A 16,429-nucleotide genomic window follows, 5' to 3' on the forward strand; every position below is an offset into this window, starting at 1 on the left:
TACGCATTCAAGCCTGTAAACACAGGACAACGATCTCGACAACGGCATGGCATCGACGTCAGTTGTTGCCATGACGATCAGGCTTTAATTGAACAAAATCAGTGAGGGTGGCCCTGACTGGTCAAGGGCTTTTGGTCGATCAGCGCCCAAGGCCCTGCACCGATCGTGCAAGACGCCGTCGCAGGGAACGGTCGCGCTTGAGATGCCATTCGCGGCGCATGGCCTCGATGCGGCAGGGCCATCGCTCGGCATAGATCAGGCACCAAACACTGCCGCGTGTCGATTTCGCGCCGATGCCGGAATTGTGCTCGGCCAGGCGACGCTCGAGATCGAGTGTCCATCCGACGTAGGTGCGATAACCACCGGAGGTCTGACTGCCTAGGACGTAGACGAACCCGGTCACGACAGCTTTTTGCGTGCATCGCCGCGATGCCTCGAAAGCGGGCCGCGCCGCCGCGCGGCAATATCGTCGATGATCATGTGCAGACGTCGCTCGTCGATGTCTTCCGGGTCGAAGGGCTTGCCGTACCATTCCAGCATCCGCTCGTGGTCCTCTTGTTCGGGATCGGCCACCGCCTCGAGGAATTCCTCGAACCCGGTAATACCGCCAACGTCCTCGGGCGGTGCCCGGCGCGCGCCGGCGATGAACTTTGGATATTCGATATCCGGGTTACCTTGGCGGATGTTTTCGACGGTGATGCGGTGCCGCCAGTTATCGCCGAAGTCATAGACATAGAGAAACGAGCGCACGTCGCGGTCCAGCAGGGTGCCAAGCCGGATCGCCTTGGCCTTGTAAACCTTGCGTTCGTAGAGCTCGTCATCGGGATGCGGCTCACCATAGATCTTGTCGCCGATCACAAACTCGTAAAGGTGGTAGTCCCACCAATCCATCACGACCTGAATGATGTCGTGCAGCGCGGCCAACGTGGTCGACATTGGCAGATCCAGCTCACGCCAGACCAGAGGATCGGTGTCTTCGAGTTCAATGCGAATTCGGGCAACGGTCTCTGACATGTCCGGCTCCGGATGCTGCGACAACCCGACGATAGAAGGCCGGCCGCATGTCCACAATCGTCGATCTGAAGTCTCGCCGCGACGCGCTCTCGGCACAGCGCTCTTCGGGCGTCGCCCGCGTCAGCTATGACGGCAAGACGGTGGATTACCGCAGCGTGGCCGAGATCGACCGGGCGATCGAGGCGCTGGATCGCGAGATCGCGGCTCTGGAGGGACGGCGCATCGTGCGCCATGTGCGCGTGACGACAGCGAAGGGGCTGTAGTCCATGGGGCTGTTTGATCGGTTTCGCCGCCAGCCCCATGCTGGCCCGGCTGGCGTGCGCGCGCGCCTTGAGGGTGCCATGTCCAAACGCCGGTTGCGGGGCTGGAACCCGCCCTTGGAGAACATCAACACGCTGGTCGCCTCCGGCGGCCCGAAACTGCTGGCCCGGGCGCGGGAACTGGTCGTCACCAACGGCTATGCGGCCAATGCCTGCGAGGCCTTTGCGGCCAACGTGGTGGGCGACGGCATCAAGCCCTCGTCGCTGATCGACGACGCCGACCTGCGCGACAGCGTCCAGCGGCTCTGGCTCGCCTGGACGGACGAGGCCGATGCCGACGGGCTGACCGATTTCTACGGGCTTCAGGCGATGGTCGCGCGCGAGATGTTCGTGGCGGGCGAGTGCTTCGTCCGGATGCGCCCGCGCCGGGCTGAAGACGGGCTGCTGGTGCCGATGCAGATGCAGCTGCTGCAATCGGAAATGCTGCCCTTCGAGAAAACGGGGACAGCAGCCAATGGCAACCGCATCCGCTGCGGGATCGAGTTCGACCTGATCGGGCGGCGCGTCGCCTAACACTTCCGCCGCACCCATCCAGGCGACAGCACCGATCAGCGTGTCGCGGTGCCGGAGACGGTGCGCGTGCCGGCCGAGGATGTGCTGCACATCTACCGCCCACTCGATGCCGGGCAGATCCGTGGGCTGCCGCATGTAGCGCCGGCCATGGTGCGGCTGTTCCTGCTGGATCAGTATGACGACGCAGAACTGGATCGCAAGAAGACCGCGGCGATGTTCGCGGGCTTCATTACCAAGACCGCGCCGGAAGACCCGATGATGGGCGAGGACGAGGCCGATCTGGATGGCGCGGCCATCGCCAGCCTCGAGCCCGGCACGATGCAGGTGCTGCTGCCCGGCGAGGATGTGAAGTTCTCGAGCCCCGCCGACGTGGGTGGGGGCTACGAGGCGTTCCAGTACCGCACGCTTCTGGCGGTCTCGGCCTCGCTGGGGCTGCCCTATCATCTGGTCACCGGCGATGTGCGCCAGGCCAACTATTCGTCCTTGCGCGCGGAACTCGTGGAATTCCGCCGGCGCGTGCAGCAGCTCCAGCACGGGGTGATCGCCCATCAGCTCTGCCGGCCCGTCTGGCGACGCTGGTTGATGACGGCGCAGCTGGCCGGTCGTCTGGATATGCCAGATCCGGCGGCCGCGCGCATGGTGCAGTGGATCCCGCCCCGCTGGGACTGGGTCGATCCTTTGAAGGACATCCAGGCGCAGGTGCTGGCGATGGAGGCCGGCATCACCTCGCGGCGCAAGGTGGTGGAGGCCACCGGCTACGATGTCGAGGAGGTCGACCGCGAGAACGCGGTGGACACGGCGCGTGCCGAGGGCCTCGGCCTGCTCTACCGCACCAGCCCGGGCGAGACGCAGGGCGCCCGCGCCACGCCGGCCACGCGACCGGGTCCCGGCGACGGGGCTGGCGAAGACAATGGCGAGGACGCGGCCGCAACCGACCGCGCCACCAATCAGGAGTGACATCATGAACAGCTGGTACACGATCCGCGCCCGGGACACCGGCGCGGAGGTGCTGATCTATGACGAGATCGGCGCCTATGGCGTTTCTGCCAAGGGGTTTCTGGCCGAGCTGGGCGCGCTGCCCGATGACGCGCCGATTGATCTGCGGCTCAACAGCCCCGGCGGCTCGGTCTTCGATGCCGTCGCCATCCACAACGCGCTGAGCCGTCACAAGGGCTCTGTCACCGTCTGGATCGACGGGATCGCGGCTTCGGCCGCCTCTTATGTGGCAATGGCAGGCGACGAGATCGTCATGCCGGAAAACGCCTTCCTGATGATCCATGACCCAAGCGGGCTGGTCATGGGCACGGCGTCGGACATGCGTGATATGGCCGGGACGCTGGACAAGATCGCGGCCAGCATGCGGCGCGGCTACGCGGCCAGATCCGGCAAGCCCGAGGCGGAGATCGCCGCGTTCCTGGCGGCCGAGACATGGTTCGATGCCGCCGAGGCGCTGGCGGCGGGGCTCGCCACGCGCCTCGCCGAGCCCGTGCGCATCGCCGCCGCCTTCGACATCGGCCGGTTCCGCAACGCACCGCCCGAACTCGTGGAAGCGGTCGAGACCGTCGAGGCCGTCGCGCCGGACGAAGGCACGGAAGCAGGCACCGACATCGTTGGAGGCGACATCGATGTTCCGCCGCCGACCGATCCTGCACCGCATCCTGGAAGCGAGGGTGCGGATGGCGCAGGTGACAACATCTCCTCCGACATCCCCGCAGTCGATGATGCCGGCAGCATTGTTGCAGCCGCCAACAATGCTCCGGAGCAAACCGACGCCACCGCGATCCGGGCCGAGGCCATCGCCCATGCCCGCGCCGTGATCGATCTCTGCCGCCTTGCCGGCCAGCCTCAGATGGCCGGGCGCTTCCTCGAGGAGGACGCCAGCCTCGATGGCGTGCGCGCCAGCCTGCTGGATGCGCGCGCCGAGGCCGCGCCGCAGATCACCCCGCATCACCCGCAACCCGGGCGCAGCGAGACCACGCGCCCCTGGGGCGATGTCATCGCCCGAACTTTCAAATTGAAAGGCTGAAATCATGACCACGCTCACTGAAGGCAAACACGCGGGCGGCTTTCTCACCTGGGAAGTGCTGCGCGACTATACCCGCGACACCGTCACCGTCGCCTCGGGCGCGGGCAAGCTCGCGCCCGGCACCGTGCTCGGAAAGATCACGACGGGCGGCAAATACACGCCGCTTGCGCCCGCTGCCACCAACGGCAGCCAGAACGCCGCCGGCATCCTCTGGGGGGCTGTCGATGCCACCGACACCGAGGCCCATGCCGTGGTGCTGGTGCGCGGCCCCGCCATCGTCAATCGCCACGAGATCAGCTGGCCCGAGGGCGCCACCGAGGCGCAGATCACCACCGCCACGACGGCGCTGGCCGCGCTCGGCATCCTCCTGCGCTGATCCCGCGCGCAGTTTCCCCATCACATCCAGACCAGAAGGAGGCACGCTGTGGCCACCATGGACATCTTTGAAGGCGATGCCTTCTCCATCATCGAGCTCACCCGCGCGCTCGAGAACATCCCCTACAAGCCCGCGATCCTGTCGGGCGCAAACCTCTTCGGCAGCCGCGGCGTGCGCACGCGCACCGTGATGATCGAGAGCCGCGACGGCACGCTGTCGCTGATCCCGTTCTCGGAGCGCGGCTCGGCCTATGAGAGCCAGATCCCCGAACGCCGCGACATGCGCGCCTTCGTCTGCCGGCAGTTCAAGAAGCAGGACGTGCTCTGGGCCTCGGAAATCCAGGCGATCCGTGACTTCGGCTCGGAAACCGCCGTCCAGCAGGTGCAGACGGAAGTGGCGCGCAAACTGGGCCGCCTGCGCAACGATGCCGAGGCCACCTTCGAGTTCCACCTCTTCAATGGCATTCAGGGGGTGGTGAAGGACCCGAAGGACGGCGCCACCGTCATCGACTACCACGCCGAGTTCGGCATCGCCCCGGCCGCCGAGATCGATTTCGATCTGGACAATGCCACCCCGGCCTCGGGGGCGCTGCGCAAGCGCTGTCAGGCGATGATCGAGAGCGTCGAGGACACGCTGGGCGGGCTGGCCGCCGGTCAGGTGCAGCTGCGCGCCGAATGCGGCTCGGCCTTTTTCGCCGATCTCGTCGCCCACAAGGAGGTGCGCGAGACCTATCTCAACACCGCCGCGGCCGCCGATCTGCGGGGCCGCGTGGGCGAGGAGGTCAGCTTCGGCGGCATCACCTTCCGCCGCTACCGGGGCGGGCTGGGCTTCGGCGTGCCCACCGACAAGGCGTATTTCTACCCCGAGGGCGTCGAGGGGCTGTTCGAGATCTACTACGCCCCCGCCGACACCTTCGAGACGGTCAACACCGTCGGCCTGCCGCTCTACGCGCGCATGATTCCGGATCGCGACCGCGACGAATGGGTGCGCCTCGAGATCGAGAGCAACCCGCTGCCGATCTGCACCCGCCCGCAGGTGCTGCGCAGCGCTCGGCGGACCTGATGAGCGCCGTCGCCATGGCGCTCGACGCGCTTTTTGCCGATGGCAATATCGGGCGCGAGGCCATTTACACGCCCGCGGGCGGTGCACCCGTCCTCGTCCGCGTGGTCACCCGCCGCGCGGATGACATCACCGGCTTTGGCGACGCGCGCCTCTGGTCGGAAACCACGCGCGTCGATCTGCGCGTGGCCGAGGTGCCGACCCCGCGGCCGGGCGACCGCATGGAGATCGACGGCGAGGCCTTCCTTATTCAGGGCGAGCCGGCGCGCGATCGCGAGCGCCTAGTCTGGACCGTGGATCTGCGGCCGGCGTGACCCGTGATTCTTTGATCCGACCGGCCAAGACCGTCGTATTATTTGTAAGTTCCAAAGTTGGGCCTGTGAATGCACATATCCCCAGCATAGATAGACGAAGAAATTGAAAGGACCAAAATCATGTTCGCAAGTACCGGAAGTGTTGTCGTGTACGCGTGGAATTTCATGTTCCATCATGAAGTCAGCCCGCTTCGTAACATCCCTGATGTCGGCACTCGGCATTATGTCTTGCAGATATTGGGGGTGATGTGGGCAGTCAGCTTTTCAACAGCAATCGGCAGCTACACTTTTCTTGCGGCCAGCGTGCTCGGGCACACTGTCTTGATAGCAGCTGCGGCGATAACGGTCGCTACCTTCACCGCTGCCACGAAAAAGCCTGAGCTGTTCGTACGTGGGTCAGGTCGCCGCTCAGATGGTGAGCACGAATAAGTCTCGACGTTCACTGTTCGAAAACTGACTGATCGTATTTGCAAGTACCGGACCGCGACCTTGAACGTCAGCCGTAACCTTGCTGCGCTCGGAGCAGACCCGAGGGACATTCCCCGAGTTGCCTGTCATTTGAGGCAAAGATCGAATCAATCGTCCCGTTGATCCATCGTGTTTGCCAAAAGCACCTGTGCGGCCATCGTTCGATTTTTCTTGGCCACACCGATCGGGGACCTTCAACGGGTCAACGCCGACATCGTCAGACTTTCAAATCCCTACAGGCGGATCAAATGCCCTGCAGCAGCCTTGAGCAGTTAGTCTGCTTCTCGAAATTCAGGTCGGAATGAAGCTGAAACTCGACATCACCCCCGACCTGGCCGCCATGATGGCCGCTGAGATCAAGGCGGGGGAAAATGCTGTAACGGCGGCGACGCGCGAAGCCGGCACCAATCTCAAGACGGCTTGGCGTGGCCAGATTACAGGCGCGGGACTCGGCCAGCGCCTGTCCCGCACCATCCGGTCGGCGCAATACCCTAAGGGCCAGCCCAGCCTGAGCGCCGCCGCGCTGGTCTGGTCGAAGGCGCCCGCCATCGTCGGCGCCCACGACACCGGCCCGCTGATCCGCTCGAATACCGGCTTCTGGCTCGCGATCCCGACGCCCGCTGCCGGACGCGGCCTCCGCGGCGGCAAGATCACCCCCGGCGAGTGGGAGCGCCGGCGCGGGCTGCGTCTGCGCTTCGTCTATCGCCGCACGGGCCCGAGCCTGCTCGTGGCCGAGGGGCGTCTGAACAAACGGGGCCTCGGCGTGGCATCGCGCTCCAAGACCGGTCGTGGGCGCATGACGGTGCCGATCTTCCTGCTGGTGCCCCAGGTCAAGCTGCCGAAGCGGCTGGATCTGGATCGGGATGCCGAGCGGGCGCATGACAGCGTGCCGGGGTTGATCGTGGCGAACTGGGTGGAGGGGCGTAGTTCCGCTAAATAGCGTTCTTTATGAAAACTTCGGCTTCACCAACGGTCCTGATCTTATCGAAATCATTGTCCTTTACTTCAATTCCAAACTCTGTTTCCAACGCCATCGCGATTTCAACTCTATCGAGACTTTCTGCTGCAAGATCGTTGATGAACGATGCTTCAGGCACGACATGGGCTTCATCAACGTGAAGGATTGCTGCAACAAGTCTCCTTATTCGATTAGAGATGTCGCTCATGTGTTTTTACTCCCAAGTTTCAGGCGTGGGTCTGAAGTCAGATCGACGTTCATAAGATTTATCGCGCTCGTAAGACGGGAAGACGACAGACGACTTCGATCACCTGCACGGACCAGGAGCATAGCTTATATGTCGAAAAAAACCAGTTTTGAGGTTCGCAGGAGCTCACGACCGAAGCAGTGATCGTAGGTAGAGATCGCGGAACCGGTAGGTTAAAGTGCCGGATTTCAAGGAATCCTTATGCCCACCCCCCGCGAAACCATCCTCACCGCGCTGCACGCACGGCTTTCGGCGCTGCCCGCCACCGCCCTGCGCGGCGAGGTGCTGCCCGAGCGTGTCCCGGCCGAGGGCCTGCTGATCCTGCGCGACGGCGAGCCGGGGGATCCGGAGGTGACGCTGTCGCCTCTGCGCTATCACTACCAGCACCAAGCCGAAATCGAGGCAGTGGTGCAAGGCGCCGACCTTGATGCCGCCTTCGACACGCTGACCGCCAGCATCGGCGCGGCGCTCGCGGCCGACCGAACGCTGGGCGGGCTCTGCGACTGGGTCGAGGCGGAAGCGCCGCGCCCGGTCGATCTGCCAGTCGAGGGCGCGGCCAGCCTGAAAGCTGCCGTGATACCGGTCGTCCTGCACTATTCGGCGGCCGATCCCTTGGCCTGATCAGCTGCACGATGACCTGACCCACCCGACAACCGGAGGAGACCACCATGGCACGAGCCCAGGGGGCGCGGGCGCTGATGGCGCTGGCGTTCGAGACGACCTATGGAACGCCGCCCGCCAGCGGCTTCACCCGCATGCCCTTCGCCAGCACCTCGCTCGGGGCCGAGCAGCCGCTACTGAATTCGGAGTTGCTCGGCTACGGCCGCGATCCGCTAGCTCCGATCAAGGACGCGGTAACCTCGGACGGCGATGTGGTCGTGCCGATCGACGCGCAGGCGTTCGGTTTCTGGCTGAAGGCCGCCTTCGGTCAGCCTGCCACCACCGGCACAGGCCCCTGGACCCACGAGTTCCAGTCGGGGTCCTGGACGCTGCCCAGCATGTCGATCGAGACCGGCATGCCGGAGGTGCCGCGCTTCGCGCTGTATTCCGGCTGCGTGCTCGACCAGATCAGCTGGCAGATGCAGCGCTCGGGGCTGCTGACGGCAACCGCGAGCCTCGTGGCACAGGGCGAAAGCACCGCTACGGCGTCTGCCGCCGGCACACTGGCCGAGCTGGACCTGCAGCGCTTCGGCCATTTCAACGGCGCGATCACGCGGAACGGATCGTCCCTCGGCAACATCGTTTCGGCCGAGATCACCTATGCCAACAATCTCGATCGGGTGGANTTCGGCCGAGATCACCTATGCCAACAATCTCGATCGGGTGGAAACCATCCGGCCGGATGGCCGCATCGACGGGGCCGACCTGAGCATCGCCGCCCTGACGGGCAGGGTCGAGGTGCGTTTCGCCGACCAGGTGCTGGTCAACCAGGCGATCAATGGCGATCCCTGCGAGCTTGAGTTCGGCTATACGTTGCCCTCCGGCGAGAGCCTTTCTCTGATCGCGCACGCCGTCTACCTGCCGCGCCCGCGGATCGAGATCTCCGGACCGCAGGGCGTGCAGGCGACCTTCGACTGGCAGGCCGCCCGCGACAGCGTGGTCGGCCGGATGTGCACCACCACCCTCGTAAACGATGTGGAGATTTACTAATGCTGACACTCGACCTGACGAACACGCCGCGATGGCATGAGCTCGCCTCCGGCGTCCGGGTGCAACTCCGCCCGCTGACCACCGCGCTGATGGTGGCGACGCGCAGCGACCCGGCCGTCGAGGCTATGCCCGAGGACGCCACCGACGAGGAACGCGCGGTGGCTTTCGGTAAGGCACTGGCGCGCCGGGCGGTGCTCGCCTGGGACGGCATCGGCGACGCGGACGGTAATCCCATCGAACCAAGTCCCGAGACCATCGACGCGCTGCTCGACGTCTGGCCCATCTTCGAGGCCTTCCAGCTGACCTATGTCTCCAAAGGCCTGCTGCTGGAACAGGAAAAAAACGCCTCCGCGCTCTCGCCGAGTGGTCCTTCGGCGGGGGCGAGCGATACTGCGAAGCGTGCGCGCAAGCGTGCCAAGACTGCCCCGCGGTCCAAAACCAGCCGCTGACCCATGAAGGCTGGCAGGTCTGGGACCTCGTCGGGCGTCTGGGTGGCCAGCTGCGCGTGCTGCCCGGTGCGGTGATCGGCTGGGACATGTCGGCGGCGCTGGCGCTCGGTGACGCGCTCGGCGTGCCGCCGGTCGCCATGGCCGAACTGCTGCCCGGCATCGAAGCGGTGATGGTGGCGAAGCTCAACGAACAGATGGAACAGTCCCATGGCCGAGAAACGGGTTAGCGTTCGCCTCGCGGCGACCGGCGGGCGGCAGGTACGCGCCGAGCTCGAGGGCGTGGGCGAGGCCGGCAAGCGCGGGTTCGGACGGCTCAGCCAGGAGATGGAGGCGGCGAACCGGCGACTGGCCGGCTTTGCGCGCCGGGTGCGTGTGGCGTCAGCCGCTGCTGTTGCCGCCGCGACGGCAGCGGGCGTGGCCATGGTGCGCTCCGGCCTGCAGACGGTCGATGCGCAGGCCAAGCTGGCGCAATCGCTGGGGACCACGGTGGCCTCGATCCAGACGCTCGAACGCGCGGGCGAACTGGCGGGCGTCTCGATGTCGGGCATCGAGCAGGCCACCAAGGATCTGACGCGACGGTTGAGCCAGGCGGCCGCGGGGACCGGCCCTGCCGCCGACGCGCTGGACCGGTTGGGGCTGTCGGCCACCGATCTGATCGCCCTGCCGCTGGATCAGCGGGTGGGTGCGATCAACGCCGCCATTGAAGACTTTGTGCCGGCCGCCGAGCGCGCGGCGGTCGCGGGCCAGCTGTTCGGCGAGGAGGGCTCCATCGCCATGAGCCGGATCGACAGCGCGACGCTGCGCCAGGCGACCGAGGACGTGCGCGCTTTCGGGGTCGTGGTCTCGGAACAGGACGCCGACCAGATCGAGCGCACCAACGATGCCATCTCCCGGCTGGGGCTGATCTGGCGCGGGCTCTCGAACCAGCTGGCCGTCGCGGCCGCCCCCGCGCTCGAAGCCGTCGCCGAGGCCATGGCGGCGGTCGCCAGCCGTACCGGGCCGCTTGGCATTGCGATCCGTGGTCTGTTCGACAACATCGGCCGCCTGACCACCTATACCGCCACCTTCGCTGCGTTCCTCGCAGGACGCTGGGTGGCTGGCATGGCCGCCGCCGCGCTCTCCGTGCGCGGGCTTGCCACCGCGCTCGTCGTGCTGCGCGGTGCGCTGATCCGCACAGGCATCGGCGCGCTCATCGTCGGCGCGGGCGAGCTGATCTACCAGTTCACGCGCCTCGTGGCGGCGACCGGCGGCATCGCCCGCGCTGCGCTGACCCGCCACCTGAACGCCCTCGACCGCGAGGCCGCGGCGCAGGCCTTCCTGAACTGGCGGCGGCCGGCGGAGATCATCCCGCGGCGGGAGGCGGAGCGCGACCTGTTCCGCCATGGTCGCTATCCCGGCGGGCCCATCCCGGTCTGGTCCGTGGACCGCACGGGCCGCGTAGACTTCTCCCGGCCGATCCGCCGCCTGACCGAAGACGAGGCTCTGACCTTGGCTCGCGGGCCGTCGCCGACGCCTCCAGTCCTCAAGCCTGCACCCGACACGCCGACCGGCTGGCTCGCCCGGCTGGTCGCCTTCTTCTCCACCCTGATCCGGAGGGCCTGATCACATGCGATACGTCCGACCCAATTCCATGACCTGGTGGGCGGGATTGCTCGCCATGCTCACCGGCATCGCCTCTCTCGCGCTGCCCGCTACCGGGCCGCTTGGGGAACTGTCCCGCCTCGTCGCACTGCTGGCCGGCAGCGGCGACGCCTCGCCCGCGGGCCTGATGTTCCTCGGGCTCGGCCTGATCGGCCTGCGCGACCGGATCGAGCGCGGGTTCCGCGGCGATGGCTGACCTTCTGATCTGGCTGATCGCGGCTCTGGGCGCGGTCGGGGGTGTGGCCCTCGGCCGGTTCTGGGGGCGCGTCGAAGGGAAACGCGCAGGCAAACGGAAGGCGGAACGCGATGCCATTGAAGAGACAATGGAAAAGATCGAGCGCGGGTGCGACGCGGTTCGCGATGGCCGCGGCGCTGGCGATCCCGCTGAGCGGCTGCGCCGCAACGATGGGCGCTGGTGATGCGGGCTGTGCCTCCTACGCCGAGGCGCGCCTCGCCCGGCCGTCTGCCGACACCATCGCGGCGGTTCCGCCAGACTGGACCGACTGGATCGCCGATCTCGACGACCGCATGACGGGAACCTGCCGATGAAGACCCTCGCTCCCGCCCTGCAGGCCCATCTCGACGACGGCACGACGACGCTCGCCTGGTGCTGGCGGATCATCCGTCACGACGCCGTCACCTTCGGCTTCACCGATCACGACCGGACGCTGACGTTCGACGGGACGGACTTCGAGCCCGATAGCGGATTGACCGCCTCCGAAGTCCGCTCGGGCTCGGACCTGTCGGTCGATGCGCAGGACGCGGAAGGCGTGCTGACATCGGACCGCATCACCGAGACCGACATCCTCGACGGCCGCTGGGACAACGCCGAGGTCGAGGTCTGGCGCGTGAACTGGGCCGACACCGGCCAGCGCGTCTTGATGCGTCGCGGCGCCATCGGTCAGATCCGGCGCGGGCGGCTGGCGTTCGTCGCCGAGGTCCGCTCGCTCGCCCATGTGCTCGGCCAGACGGTCGGGCGGACGTTCCAGGCGACCTGCGACGCCGCGCTCGGCGATGCGCGCTGCGGCGTCGATCTGGAGGATCCCGCCTTCAAGGGCGCGGGCGCCGTGATCGACCTGCTGCGGGATCGGGCCTTCACCGCCTCGGGTCTCAGCGGCTTCGCCTCCGGCTGGTTCACCTTCGGCACCGTAGAATGGACGAGCGGTGCGAACGCAGGGCGGAAGGCGGAAGTGCTGGGCCATGACGTGACCGACGGTGTCGCCATCCTGACGCTGCTCGAGGCGCCGGTGCGCGCGATCGGCGAGGGTGATGGCTTCACCATCCGCGCCGGCTGCGACAAGCGCATCGAGACCTGCGGCGCGAAGTTCGCCAACACCGCCAACTTCCGCGGTTTCCCGCACATCCCCGGCCAGGACGCGGTGCTGCGCTATGCCACCAAGGATGGCGGACACGAGGGGTCGGTGCTATGAACGCCGCTGATCCCCAGCGCGTCGTCACCGTCGCACGCTCCTGGCTCGGCACGCCGTACCACGACCAGGCCAGCCTGCGCGGCGTCGGCTGCGACTGCCTCGGCCTCGCCCGGGGCGTCTGGCGTGAGGTGGTCGGCCCCGAGCAGCTCCCGATCCCACCCTACAGCCGGGATTGGGGCGAGACCGGGCCGCGCGAGGTTCTGGCCGAGGGCGCGCGGCGCATGATGATCGAGGCGGAACCTGCGGCGGCCGGTCCAGGCGCGCTGGTCCTGTTCCGCATGAAGCCCCGGGCCATCGCCAAGCATGTCGGGATCCTCACCTGTCCCAGCTCCTTCCTCCACGCCTATGAGCGGCTCGGCGTGATCGAGGAACCGCTCACCCAATCCTGGCGGCGGCGCATCGCCTTCGCCTTCCTGTTCCCGCAACGCTGAGATTCACGCATGGCAACGCTCGTCCTCGGTGCCGCTGGCGCCGCCATTGGCGGTTCGATCGGCGGCGCGATCCTCGGCGTCAGCGCCGCGACCATCGGCGGCTTCATCGGCTCCAGCATCGGCTCGGTCGTCGACAGCTGGATCATCTCGTCGCTGGCGCCCACGCAGCGCATCGAGGGTGCGCGGCTCGACACGCTGCGCATCACTTCCGCCACCGAGGGCGCGGTCATCCCGCGGCTCTACGGTCGGATGCGCATGGGCGGCAACATCATCTGGGCGACGGATTTCCGCGAGGAGACGAAGACCACCACGCAAGGCGGCGGCAAGGGCGGCGGGGGTGGCAAGGTCAAGACGACCGAGTATCTGTACTACGCCTCCTTCGCCGTCGCCTTGTGCGAGGGCCCGATCACCGGCATCGGCCGCATCTGGGCCGACGGCAAGCCGATGGACCTCTCCGGCGTCACCTGGCGCTGGTATCCGGGCGACGAGGCGCAGACGGCCGATCCGTTCATCGCCGCGAGGATGGGCGCGGCCAGCACGCCTGCCTATCGCGGCACCGCCTATGTGGTCTTCGAGGAGCTGGCGCTCTCGACCTACGGCAATCGCCTGCCGCAGCTCTCCTTCGAGGTGTTCCGCCCGCTCGCCGATCCCGACACCGCCGAGGGCCTGACCCGCGCCGTCACCATGATCCCGGCCTCGGGCGAGTTCACCTACGCGACGCAGGCGATCCGCAAGACCGACGGTGGCGCGACGCAGGCGGAGAACCTGAATGCGCTGGCCGACTCCACCGACATTGTGGAGGCGCTGGACCGGCTGCAGGCCATGGCGCCTGCGGTCGAGAGCGTCAGCCTCGTCGTGGCATGGTTCGGCGACGATCTGCGCGCGGGGTCCTGCAAGGTGCGGCCCGGTGTCGAGGTGTCGGCCAAATCGACCACGCCCGCCAGCTGGTCGGTGAACGGCGTCAGCCGCGCCAGCGCCTTTCTGGTCAGCCGCGACGACGAGGACCGCCCGGTCTATGGCGGCACGCCGTCCGACTTCGCCGTGGTACAGGCGATCCAGGAGATGAGAGCCCGCGGACTGCGGGTGACATTCTATCCCTTCATCCTGATGGATGTGCCGCCCGCCAACACGCTGCCGAACCCCTATTCCGACAACGCCGCCGATACCGGACAGCCCGCTTTCCCCTGGCGGGGGCGGATCACCTGTTCTCCGGCCGCTGGTTTCGCCGGAACCGTGGACAAGACGGCCACGGCGGCCGCGCAGGTCGCGGCGCTGTTCGGCGCGGCCACCCCCGCGAGCTTCAGCGTCTCCGGCGAGACCGTCTCCTGGACAGGCGTCGCGGGCGACTGGGGCCTGCGGCGCATGGTGCTGCACTACGCCCATCTCTGCGCGGCGGCGGGCGGGGTCGATGCCTTCCTGATCGGCACCGAGATGCCGGGACTGACGACGATCCGCTCGGGGGCCAGCACCTATCCGGCCGTGCAGGCCTATCGGGACCTGCTCGCCGATGTGCGCTCGATCCTCGGGTCCGGAACGAAGATCGGCTACGCCGCCGACTGGTCGGAATACTTTGGGCACCAGCCGGGCGACGGCAGCGGCGACGTGTTCTTCCACCTCGATCCGCTCTGGGCGGACAGCAACGTCGATTTCATCGGGATCGACAACTACATGCCGATCTCGGATTGGCGCGACGGCTTCGAACACGCAGACGCAGCCGAGAGCTGGCCCGCGATCTATGACCGCGCCTATCTGCAGGCGAACATCGCGGGCGGGGAAGGCTTCGACTGGTTCTTTGCCAGCGCGGCGGATCGCACCGCGCAGGTCCGGACTGCGATCAGCGACGGCGCCGCCGGCAAGCCATGGGTCTTCCGCTACAAGGATCTGCGAGCCTGGTGGTCGAACCCGCACTACGACCGCCCGGGCGGAGTGGAGAGCGGGACGCCGACTGCGTGGGTGCCCGAGTCCAAGCCGATCTGGTTCACGGAGCTGGGCTGTCCTGCCATCGACCGTGGCACCAACCAGCCCAACGTCTTCTTCGATCCGAAGTCCTCCGAGAGCTTCGTGCCGTACTTCTCCCGCGGCTGGCGGGACGACGCGATCCAGCGCGCCTACCTCGAGGCGACCTACCTGTTCTGGGGTGAGGCCACGAACAACCCGATCTCGTCGGTCTATGGCGGTCGCATGGTGCACGTCCCCGAATGCGCCGCCTGGACCTGGGACGCGCGGCCCTATCCGTTCTTTCCAGCGCTGACCGATGTCTGGACGGACGGCGGCAACTGGCGGCTCGGCCACTGGCTGACCGGACGGCTCGGCGCGGTGTCGCTCGCCGCGCTCGTGCGCCATCTCTGCCTGCGTGCGGGATTGCCCGAGAGCCGGGTCGACGTCACCGGCCTCTGGGGCGCGGTCGAGGGCTACGCCATCACGGCGCTGGAAAGCCCGCGCGCGTCGATCACAACGCTTGCGCGGCATTTCGGCTTCGACGCCGTCGAGACGGAAGGCGTGATCCGCTTCGTCATGCGCGGCCGGGCGGCGGTGGCGAGCGTCTCTCCGGACGATCTGGTTGCCGCCCGCGAGGGCGATGTCCTCGAACTGACCCGTGGCCAGGAGACCGAACTTCCGCAGGCCCTGAAATGGCAGGTCGCCCGCGCCGATGAGGATTACGAGGCCGCACAGGTCGAGGCGCGACGTATCACCGTCGACACGACCCGCATCGCCTCGGAGTCCTTCCCGATGGCCGTGCCGCCCGAGGAGGCCGAACGCCGCTGCCGGCGCGCTCTCATGGAAGCGTGGACCGGCCGCGAGAGCGCCGTGTTCCGGCTCCCTCCGTCGCGCCTTGCGCTCGACCCGGCCGATGTCGTCACCTTTGCCCATGACGGCCGCGCCGTCCCGCTGCGGCTCGTCTCCATCGCCGACGGTGACGCGCGCGGCATCGAAGCTGTTCGCCAGGACCGGGAGGCCTACGACCTGCCGCCGGGAGCCCCGCGGCCTTCGGCGCTCTCGCAGGCCGTCGTGTTCGGTGCACCCGAGGCGGTGCTGCTGGACCTGCCGCAGCTGACCGAGGACCAGCCCGCGCATCGGCCGCTGGTCGCCGCTCACGCGGTTCCCTGGCCCGGCGAGATGGCGGTGTTCCGCAGCCCCTCGACCGATGGCTTCGAGCTGCTGACCACGTTCGGCAGTCGCGCCCGGATCGGATCTCTGGTCTCCGACTTCTTCGCGGGGCCGACGTCGCGCTTTGACCTCGGCAATGCGCTGGTGGTCGATCTGCTGACAGGCACGCTGGAGAGCGTGACAGACCTGACGCTGTTCGGCGGGGCCAACGCGCTGGCGATCGAAAGTGCGCCCGGCGTTTGGGAGATCGTGCAGGCGGGTGCGGCCGAACTCCTCGCGCCCGGCCGGTATCGGCTGACCCGCTTGCTGCGCGGCCAGCGCGGCACCGAGGGTGTCAATGTGCATTCAAAACTGACCCGGTGTGATCATCCAAAAATGACCCACCCCGGAGGTGGCAAAGCCCACAGGCGAGCGGCCACCAAATA

General features: G+C 67.2%; 18 protein-coding genes and 3 pseudogenes. 18 read left to right on the plus strand and 3 right to left on the minus strand.

The window, feature by feature from the left end; all coding sequences use genetic code 11:
* Nucleotides 1–139 precede the first annotated feature (139 nt).
* A complete protein-coding gene (locus V8324_RS18635; RefSeq protein ID WP_336421415.1) occupies nucleotides 140–403 on the minus strand; it encodes a GIY-YIG nuclease family protein in 264 nt (87 codons plus the stop codon).
* The gene (locus V8324_RS18640) at nucleotides 400–1,014 is read right to left on the minus strand and encodes a plasmid pRiA4b ORF-3 family protein (RefSeq protein ID WP_336421416.1); all 615 of its coding nucleotides are present in this window, start codon (nucleotides 1,012–1,014) and stop codon (nucleotides 400–402) included. Before V8324_RS18640 ends, V8324_RS18635 begins: the two co-directional genes overlap by 4 nt.
* A gap of 47 nt (nucleotides 1,015–1,061) precedes the next feature.
* Here V8324_RS18640 and V8324_RS18645 point away from each other — a divergent pair, with 47 nt between their 5' ends.
* The 8 genes and pseudogenes from V8324_RS18645 (at nucleotide 1,062) to V8324_RS18680 (ending at nucleotide 7,030) form a co-directional block, all read left to right on the plus strand.
* The gene (locus V8324_RS18645) at nucleotides 1,062–1,277 is read left to right on the plus strand and encodes a phage head-tail joining protein (RefSeq protein WP_336421030.1); all 216 of its coding nucleotides are present in this window, start codon (nucleotides 1,062–1,064) and stop codon (nucleotides 1,275–1,277) included.
* 78 nt (nucleotides 1,278–1,355) lie between these two features.
* A pseudogene (locus V8324_RS18650) lies at nucleotides 1,356–2,804 on the plus strand (phage portal protein).
* 4 nt (nucleotides 2,805–2,808) lie between these two features.
* Nucleotides 2,809–3,873, plus strand: coding sequence for a head maturation protease, ClpP-related (locus V8324_RS18655; RefSeq protein WP_336421417.1), 1,065 nt, complete (start codon nucleotides 2,809–2,811; stop codon nucleotides 3,871–3,873).
* Between the two features lie 4 nt (nucleotides 3,874–3,877).
* Nucleotides 3,878–4,249, plus strand: a complete 372-nt coding sequence (locus tag V8324_RS18660; protein WP_336421418.1) for a head decoration protein — start codon at nucleotides 3,878–3,880, stop codon at nucleotides 4,247–4,249.
* A gap of 57 nt (nucleotides 4,250–4,306) precedes the next feature.
* On the plus strand, nucleotides 4,307–5,311 hold the full coding sequence (locus V8324_RS18665) for a major capsid protein (RefSeq protein WP_336421431.1): 1,005 nt from the start codon (nucleotides 4,307–4,309) through the stop codon (nucleotides 5,309–5,311).
* Nucleotides 5,311–5,622, plus strand: coding sequence for a head-tail joining protein (locus tag V8324_RS18670; protein WP_336421419.1), 312 nt, complete (start codon nucleotides 5,311–5,313; stop codon nucleotides 5,620–5,622). Before V8324_RS18665 ends, V8324_RS18670 begins: the two co-directional genes overlap by 1 nt.
* Before the next feature lie 120 nt (nucleotides 5,623–5,742).
* Nucleotides 5,743–6,051, plus strand: a complete 309-nt coding sequence (locus tag V8324_RS18675) for a hypothetical protein (RefSeq protein ID WP_336421420.1) — start codon at nucleotides 5,743–5,745, stop codon at nucleotides 6,049–6,051.
* Between the two features lie 340 nt (nucleotides 6,052–6,391).
* Nucleotides 6,392–7,030, plus strand: a complete 639-nt coding sequence (locus V8324_RS18680; RefSeq protein ID WP_336421421.1) for a DUF6441 family protein — start codon at nucleotides 6,392–6,394, stop codon at nucleotides 7,028–7,030.
* On the opposite strand, the gene acpP is transcribed toward V8324_RS18680, so the two are convergent.
* Entirely contained in the window at nucleotides 7,023–7,256 is a 234-nt protein-coding gene (acpP, locus tag V8324_RS18685) for an acyl carrier protein (RefSeq protein ID WP_336421422.1), read from the minus strand. The two genes, V8324_RS18680 and acpP, sit on opposite strands and share 8 nt — an antisense overlap.
* A gap of 240 nt (nucleotides 7,257–7,496) precedes the next feature.
* Here acpP and V8324_RS18690 point away from each other — a divergent pair, with 240 nt between their 5' ends.
* From V8324_RS18690 to V8324_RS18735, 10 genes and pseudogenes are all read left to right on the plus strand, one after another.
* A complete protein-coding gene (locus V8324_RS18690; RefSeq protein WP_336421423.1) occupies nucleotides 7,497–7,916 on the plus strand; it encodes an acyl-CoA transferase in 420 nt (139 codons plus the stop codon).
* Between the two features lie 47 nt (nucleotides 7,917–7,963).
* Nucleotides 7,964–8,945, plus strand: a pseudogene (locus V8324_RS18695) (phage tail tube protein).
* Nucleotides 8,945–9,394 carry a hypothetical protein gene (locus V8324_RS18700; RefSeq protein ID WP_336421424.1) on the plus strand — a complete coding sequence of 150 codons (450 nt, stop codon included), beginning with the start codon at nucleotides 8,945–8,947 and terminating at the stop codon, nucleotides 9,392–9,394. Before V8324_RS18695 ends, V8324_RS18700 begins: the two are co-directional and overlap by 1 nt.
* Nucleotides 9,395–9,450: 56 nt before the next feature.
* Nucleotides 9,451–9,621, plus strand: coding sequence for a DUF7697 family protein (locus V8324_RS18705; RefSeq protein WP_336421425.1), 171 nt, complete (start codon nucleotides 9,451–9,453; stop codon nucleotides 9,619–9,621).
* Nucleotides 9,602–10,657, plus strand: a pseudogene (locus tag V8324_RS18710) (phage tail tape measure protein); the annotation flags it as partial. The gene V8324_RS18705 and the pseudogene V8324_RS18710, both read left to right, overlap by 20 nt.
* Nucleotides 10,658–11,000: 343 nt before the next feature.
* Nucleotides 11,001–11,231 (plus strand): hypothetical protein, encoded by a 231-nt coding sequence (locus tag V8324_RS18715; RefSeq protein ID WP_336421426.1) that lies wholly within the window; start codon nucleotides 11,001–11,003, stop codon nucleotides 11,229–11,231.
* 110 nt (nucleotides 11,232–11,341) lie between these two features.
* Nucleotides 11,342–11,584 (plus strand): hypothetical protein, encoded by a 243-nt coding sequence (locus tag V8324_RS18720; protein ID WP_336421427.1) that lies wholly within the window; start codon nucleotides 11,342–11,344, stop codon nucleotides 11,582–11,584.
* A complete protein-coding gene (locus V8324_RS18725; protein ID WP_336421428.1) occupies nucleotides 11,581–12,465 on the plus strand; it encodes a DUF2163 domain-containing protein in 885 nt (294 codons plus the stop codon). Before V8324_RS18720 ends, V8324_RS18725 begins: the two co-directional genes overlap by 4 nt.
* Entirely contained in the window at nucleotides 12,462–12,896 is a 435-nt protein-coding gene (locus V8324_RS18730; RefSeq protein WP_336421429.1) for an NlpC/P60 family protein, read from the plus strand. The genes V8324_RS18725 and V8324_RS18730 overlap by 4 nt, the downstream gene beginning before the upstream one ends.
* Before the next feature lie 9 nt (nucleotides 12,897–12,905).
* A partial coding sequence (locus tag V8324_RS18735; RefSeq protein ID WP_336421430.1) for a baseplate multidomain protein megatron occupies nucleotides 12,906–16,429 on the plus strand: 3,524 nt, incomplete at its 3' end.

Source organism: Roseovarius sp. D22-M7, from assembly GCF_037083785.1.
Classification (GTDB): Bacteria; Pseudomonadota; Alphaproteobacteria; order Rhodobacterales; family Rhodobacteraceae; genus Roseovarius.

Coding starts and splice junctions, on each gene's coding strand:
- V8324_RS18640 (WP_336421416.1), bottom strand. CDS start 1,014: ATGTCAGAGACCGTTGCCCGAATTCGCATTGAACTCGAAGACACCGAT.
- V8324_RS18645 (WP_336421030.1), top strand. CDS start 1,062: ATGTCCACAATCGTCGATCTGAAGTCTCGCCGCGACGCGCTCTCGGCA.
- V8324_RS18655 (WP_336421417.1), top strand. CDS start 2,809: ATGAACAGCTGGTACACGATCCGCGCCCGGGACACCGGCGCGGAGGTG.
- V8324_RS18660 (WP_336421418.1), top strand. CDS start 3,878: ATGACCACGCTCACTGAAGGCAAACACGCGGGCGGCTTTCTCACCTGG.
- V8324_RS18665 (WP_336421431.1), top strand. CDS start 4,307: ATGGACATCTTTGAAGGCGATGCCTTCTCCATCATCGAGCTCACCCGC.
- V8324_RS18670 (WP_336421419.1), top strand. CDS start 5,311: ATGAGCGCCGTCGCCATGGCGCTCGACGCGCTTTTTGCCGATGGCAAT.
- V8324_RS18675 (WP_336421420.1), top strand. CDS start 5,743: ATGTTCGCAAGTACCGGAAGTGTTGTCGTGTACGCGTGGAATTTCATG.
- V8324_RS18680 (WP_336421421.1), top strand. CDS start 6,392: ATGAAGCTGAAACTCGACATCACCCCCGACCTGGCCGCCATGATGGCC.
- acpP (WP_336421422.1), bottom strand. CDS start 7,256: ATGAGCGACATCTCTAATCGAATAAGGAGACTTGTTGCAGCAATCCTT.
- V8324_RS18690 (WP_336421423.1), top strand. CDS start 7,497: ATGCCCACCCCCCGCGAAACCATCCTCACCGCGCTGCACGCACGGCTT.
- V8324_RS18700 (WP_336421424.1), top strand. CDS start 8,945: ATGCTGACACTCGACCTGACGAACACGCCGCGATGGCATGAGCTCGCC.
- V8324_RS18715 (WP_336421426.1), top strand. CDS start 11,001: ATGCGATACGTCCGACCCAATTCCATGACCTGGTGGGCGGGATTGCTC.
- V8324_RS18720 (WP_336421427.1), top strand. CDS start 11,342: ATGCCATTGAAGAGACAATGGAAAAGATCGAGCGCGGGTGCGACGCGG.
- V8324_RS18725 (WP_336421428.1), top strand. CDS start 11,581: ATGAAGACCCTCGCTCCCGCCCTGCAGGCCCATCTCGACGACGGCACG.
- V8324_RS18730 (WP_336421429.1), top strand. CDS start 12,462: ATGAACGCCGCTGATCCCCAGCGCGTCGTCACCGTCGCACGCTCCTGG.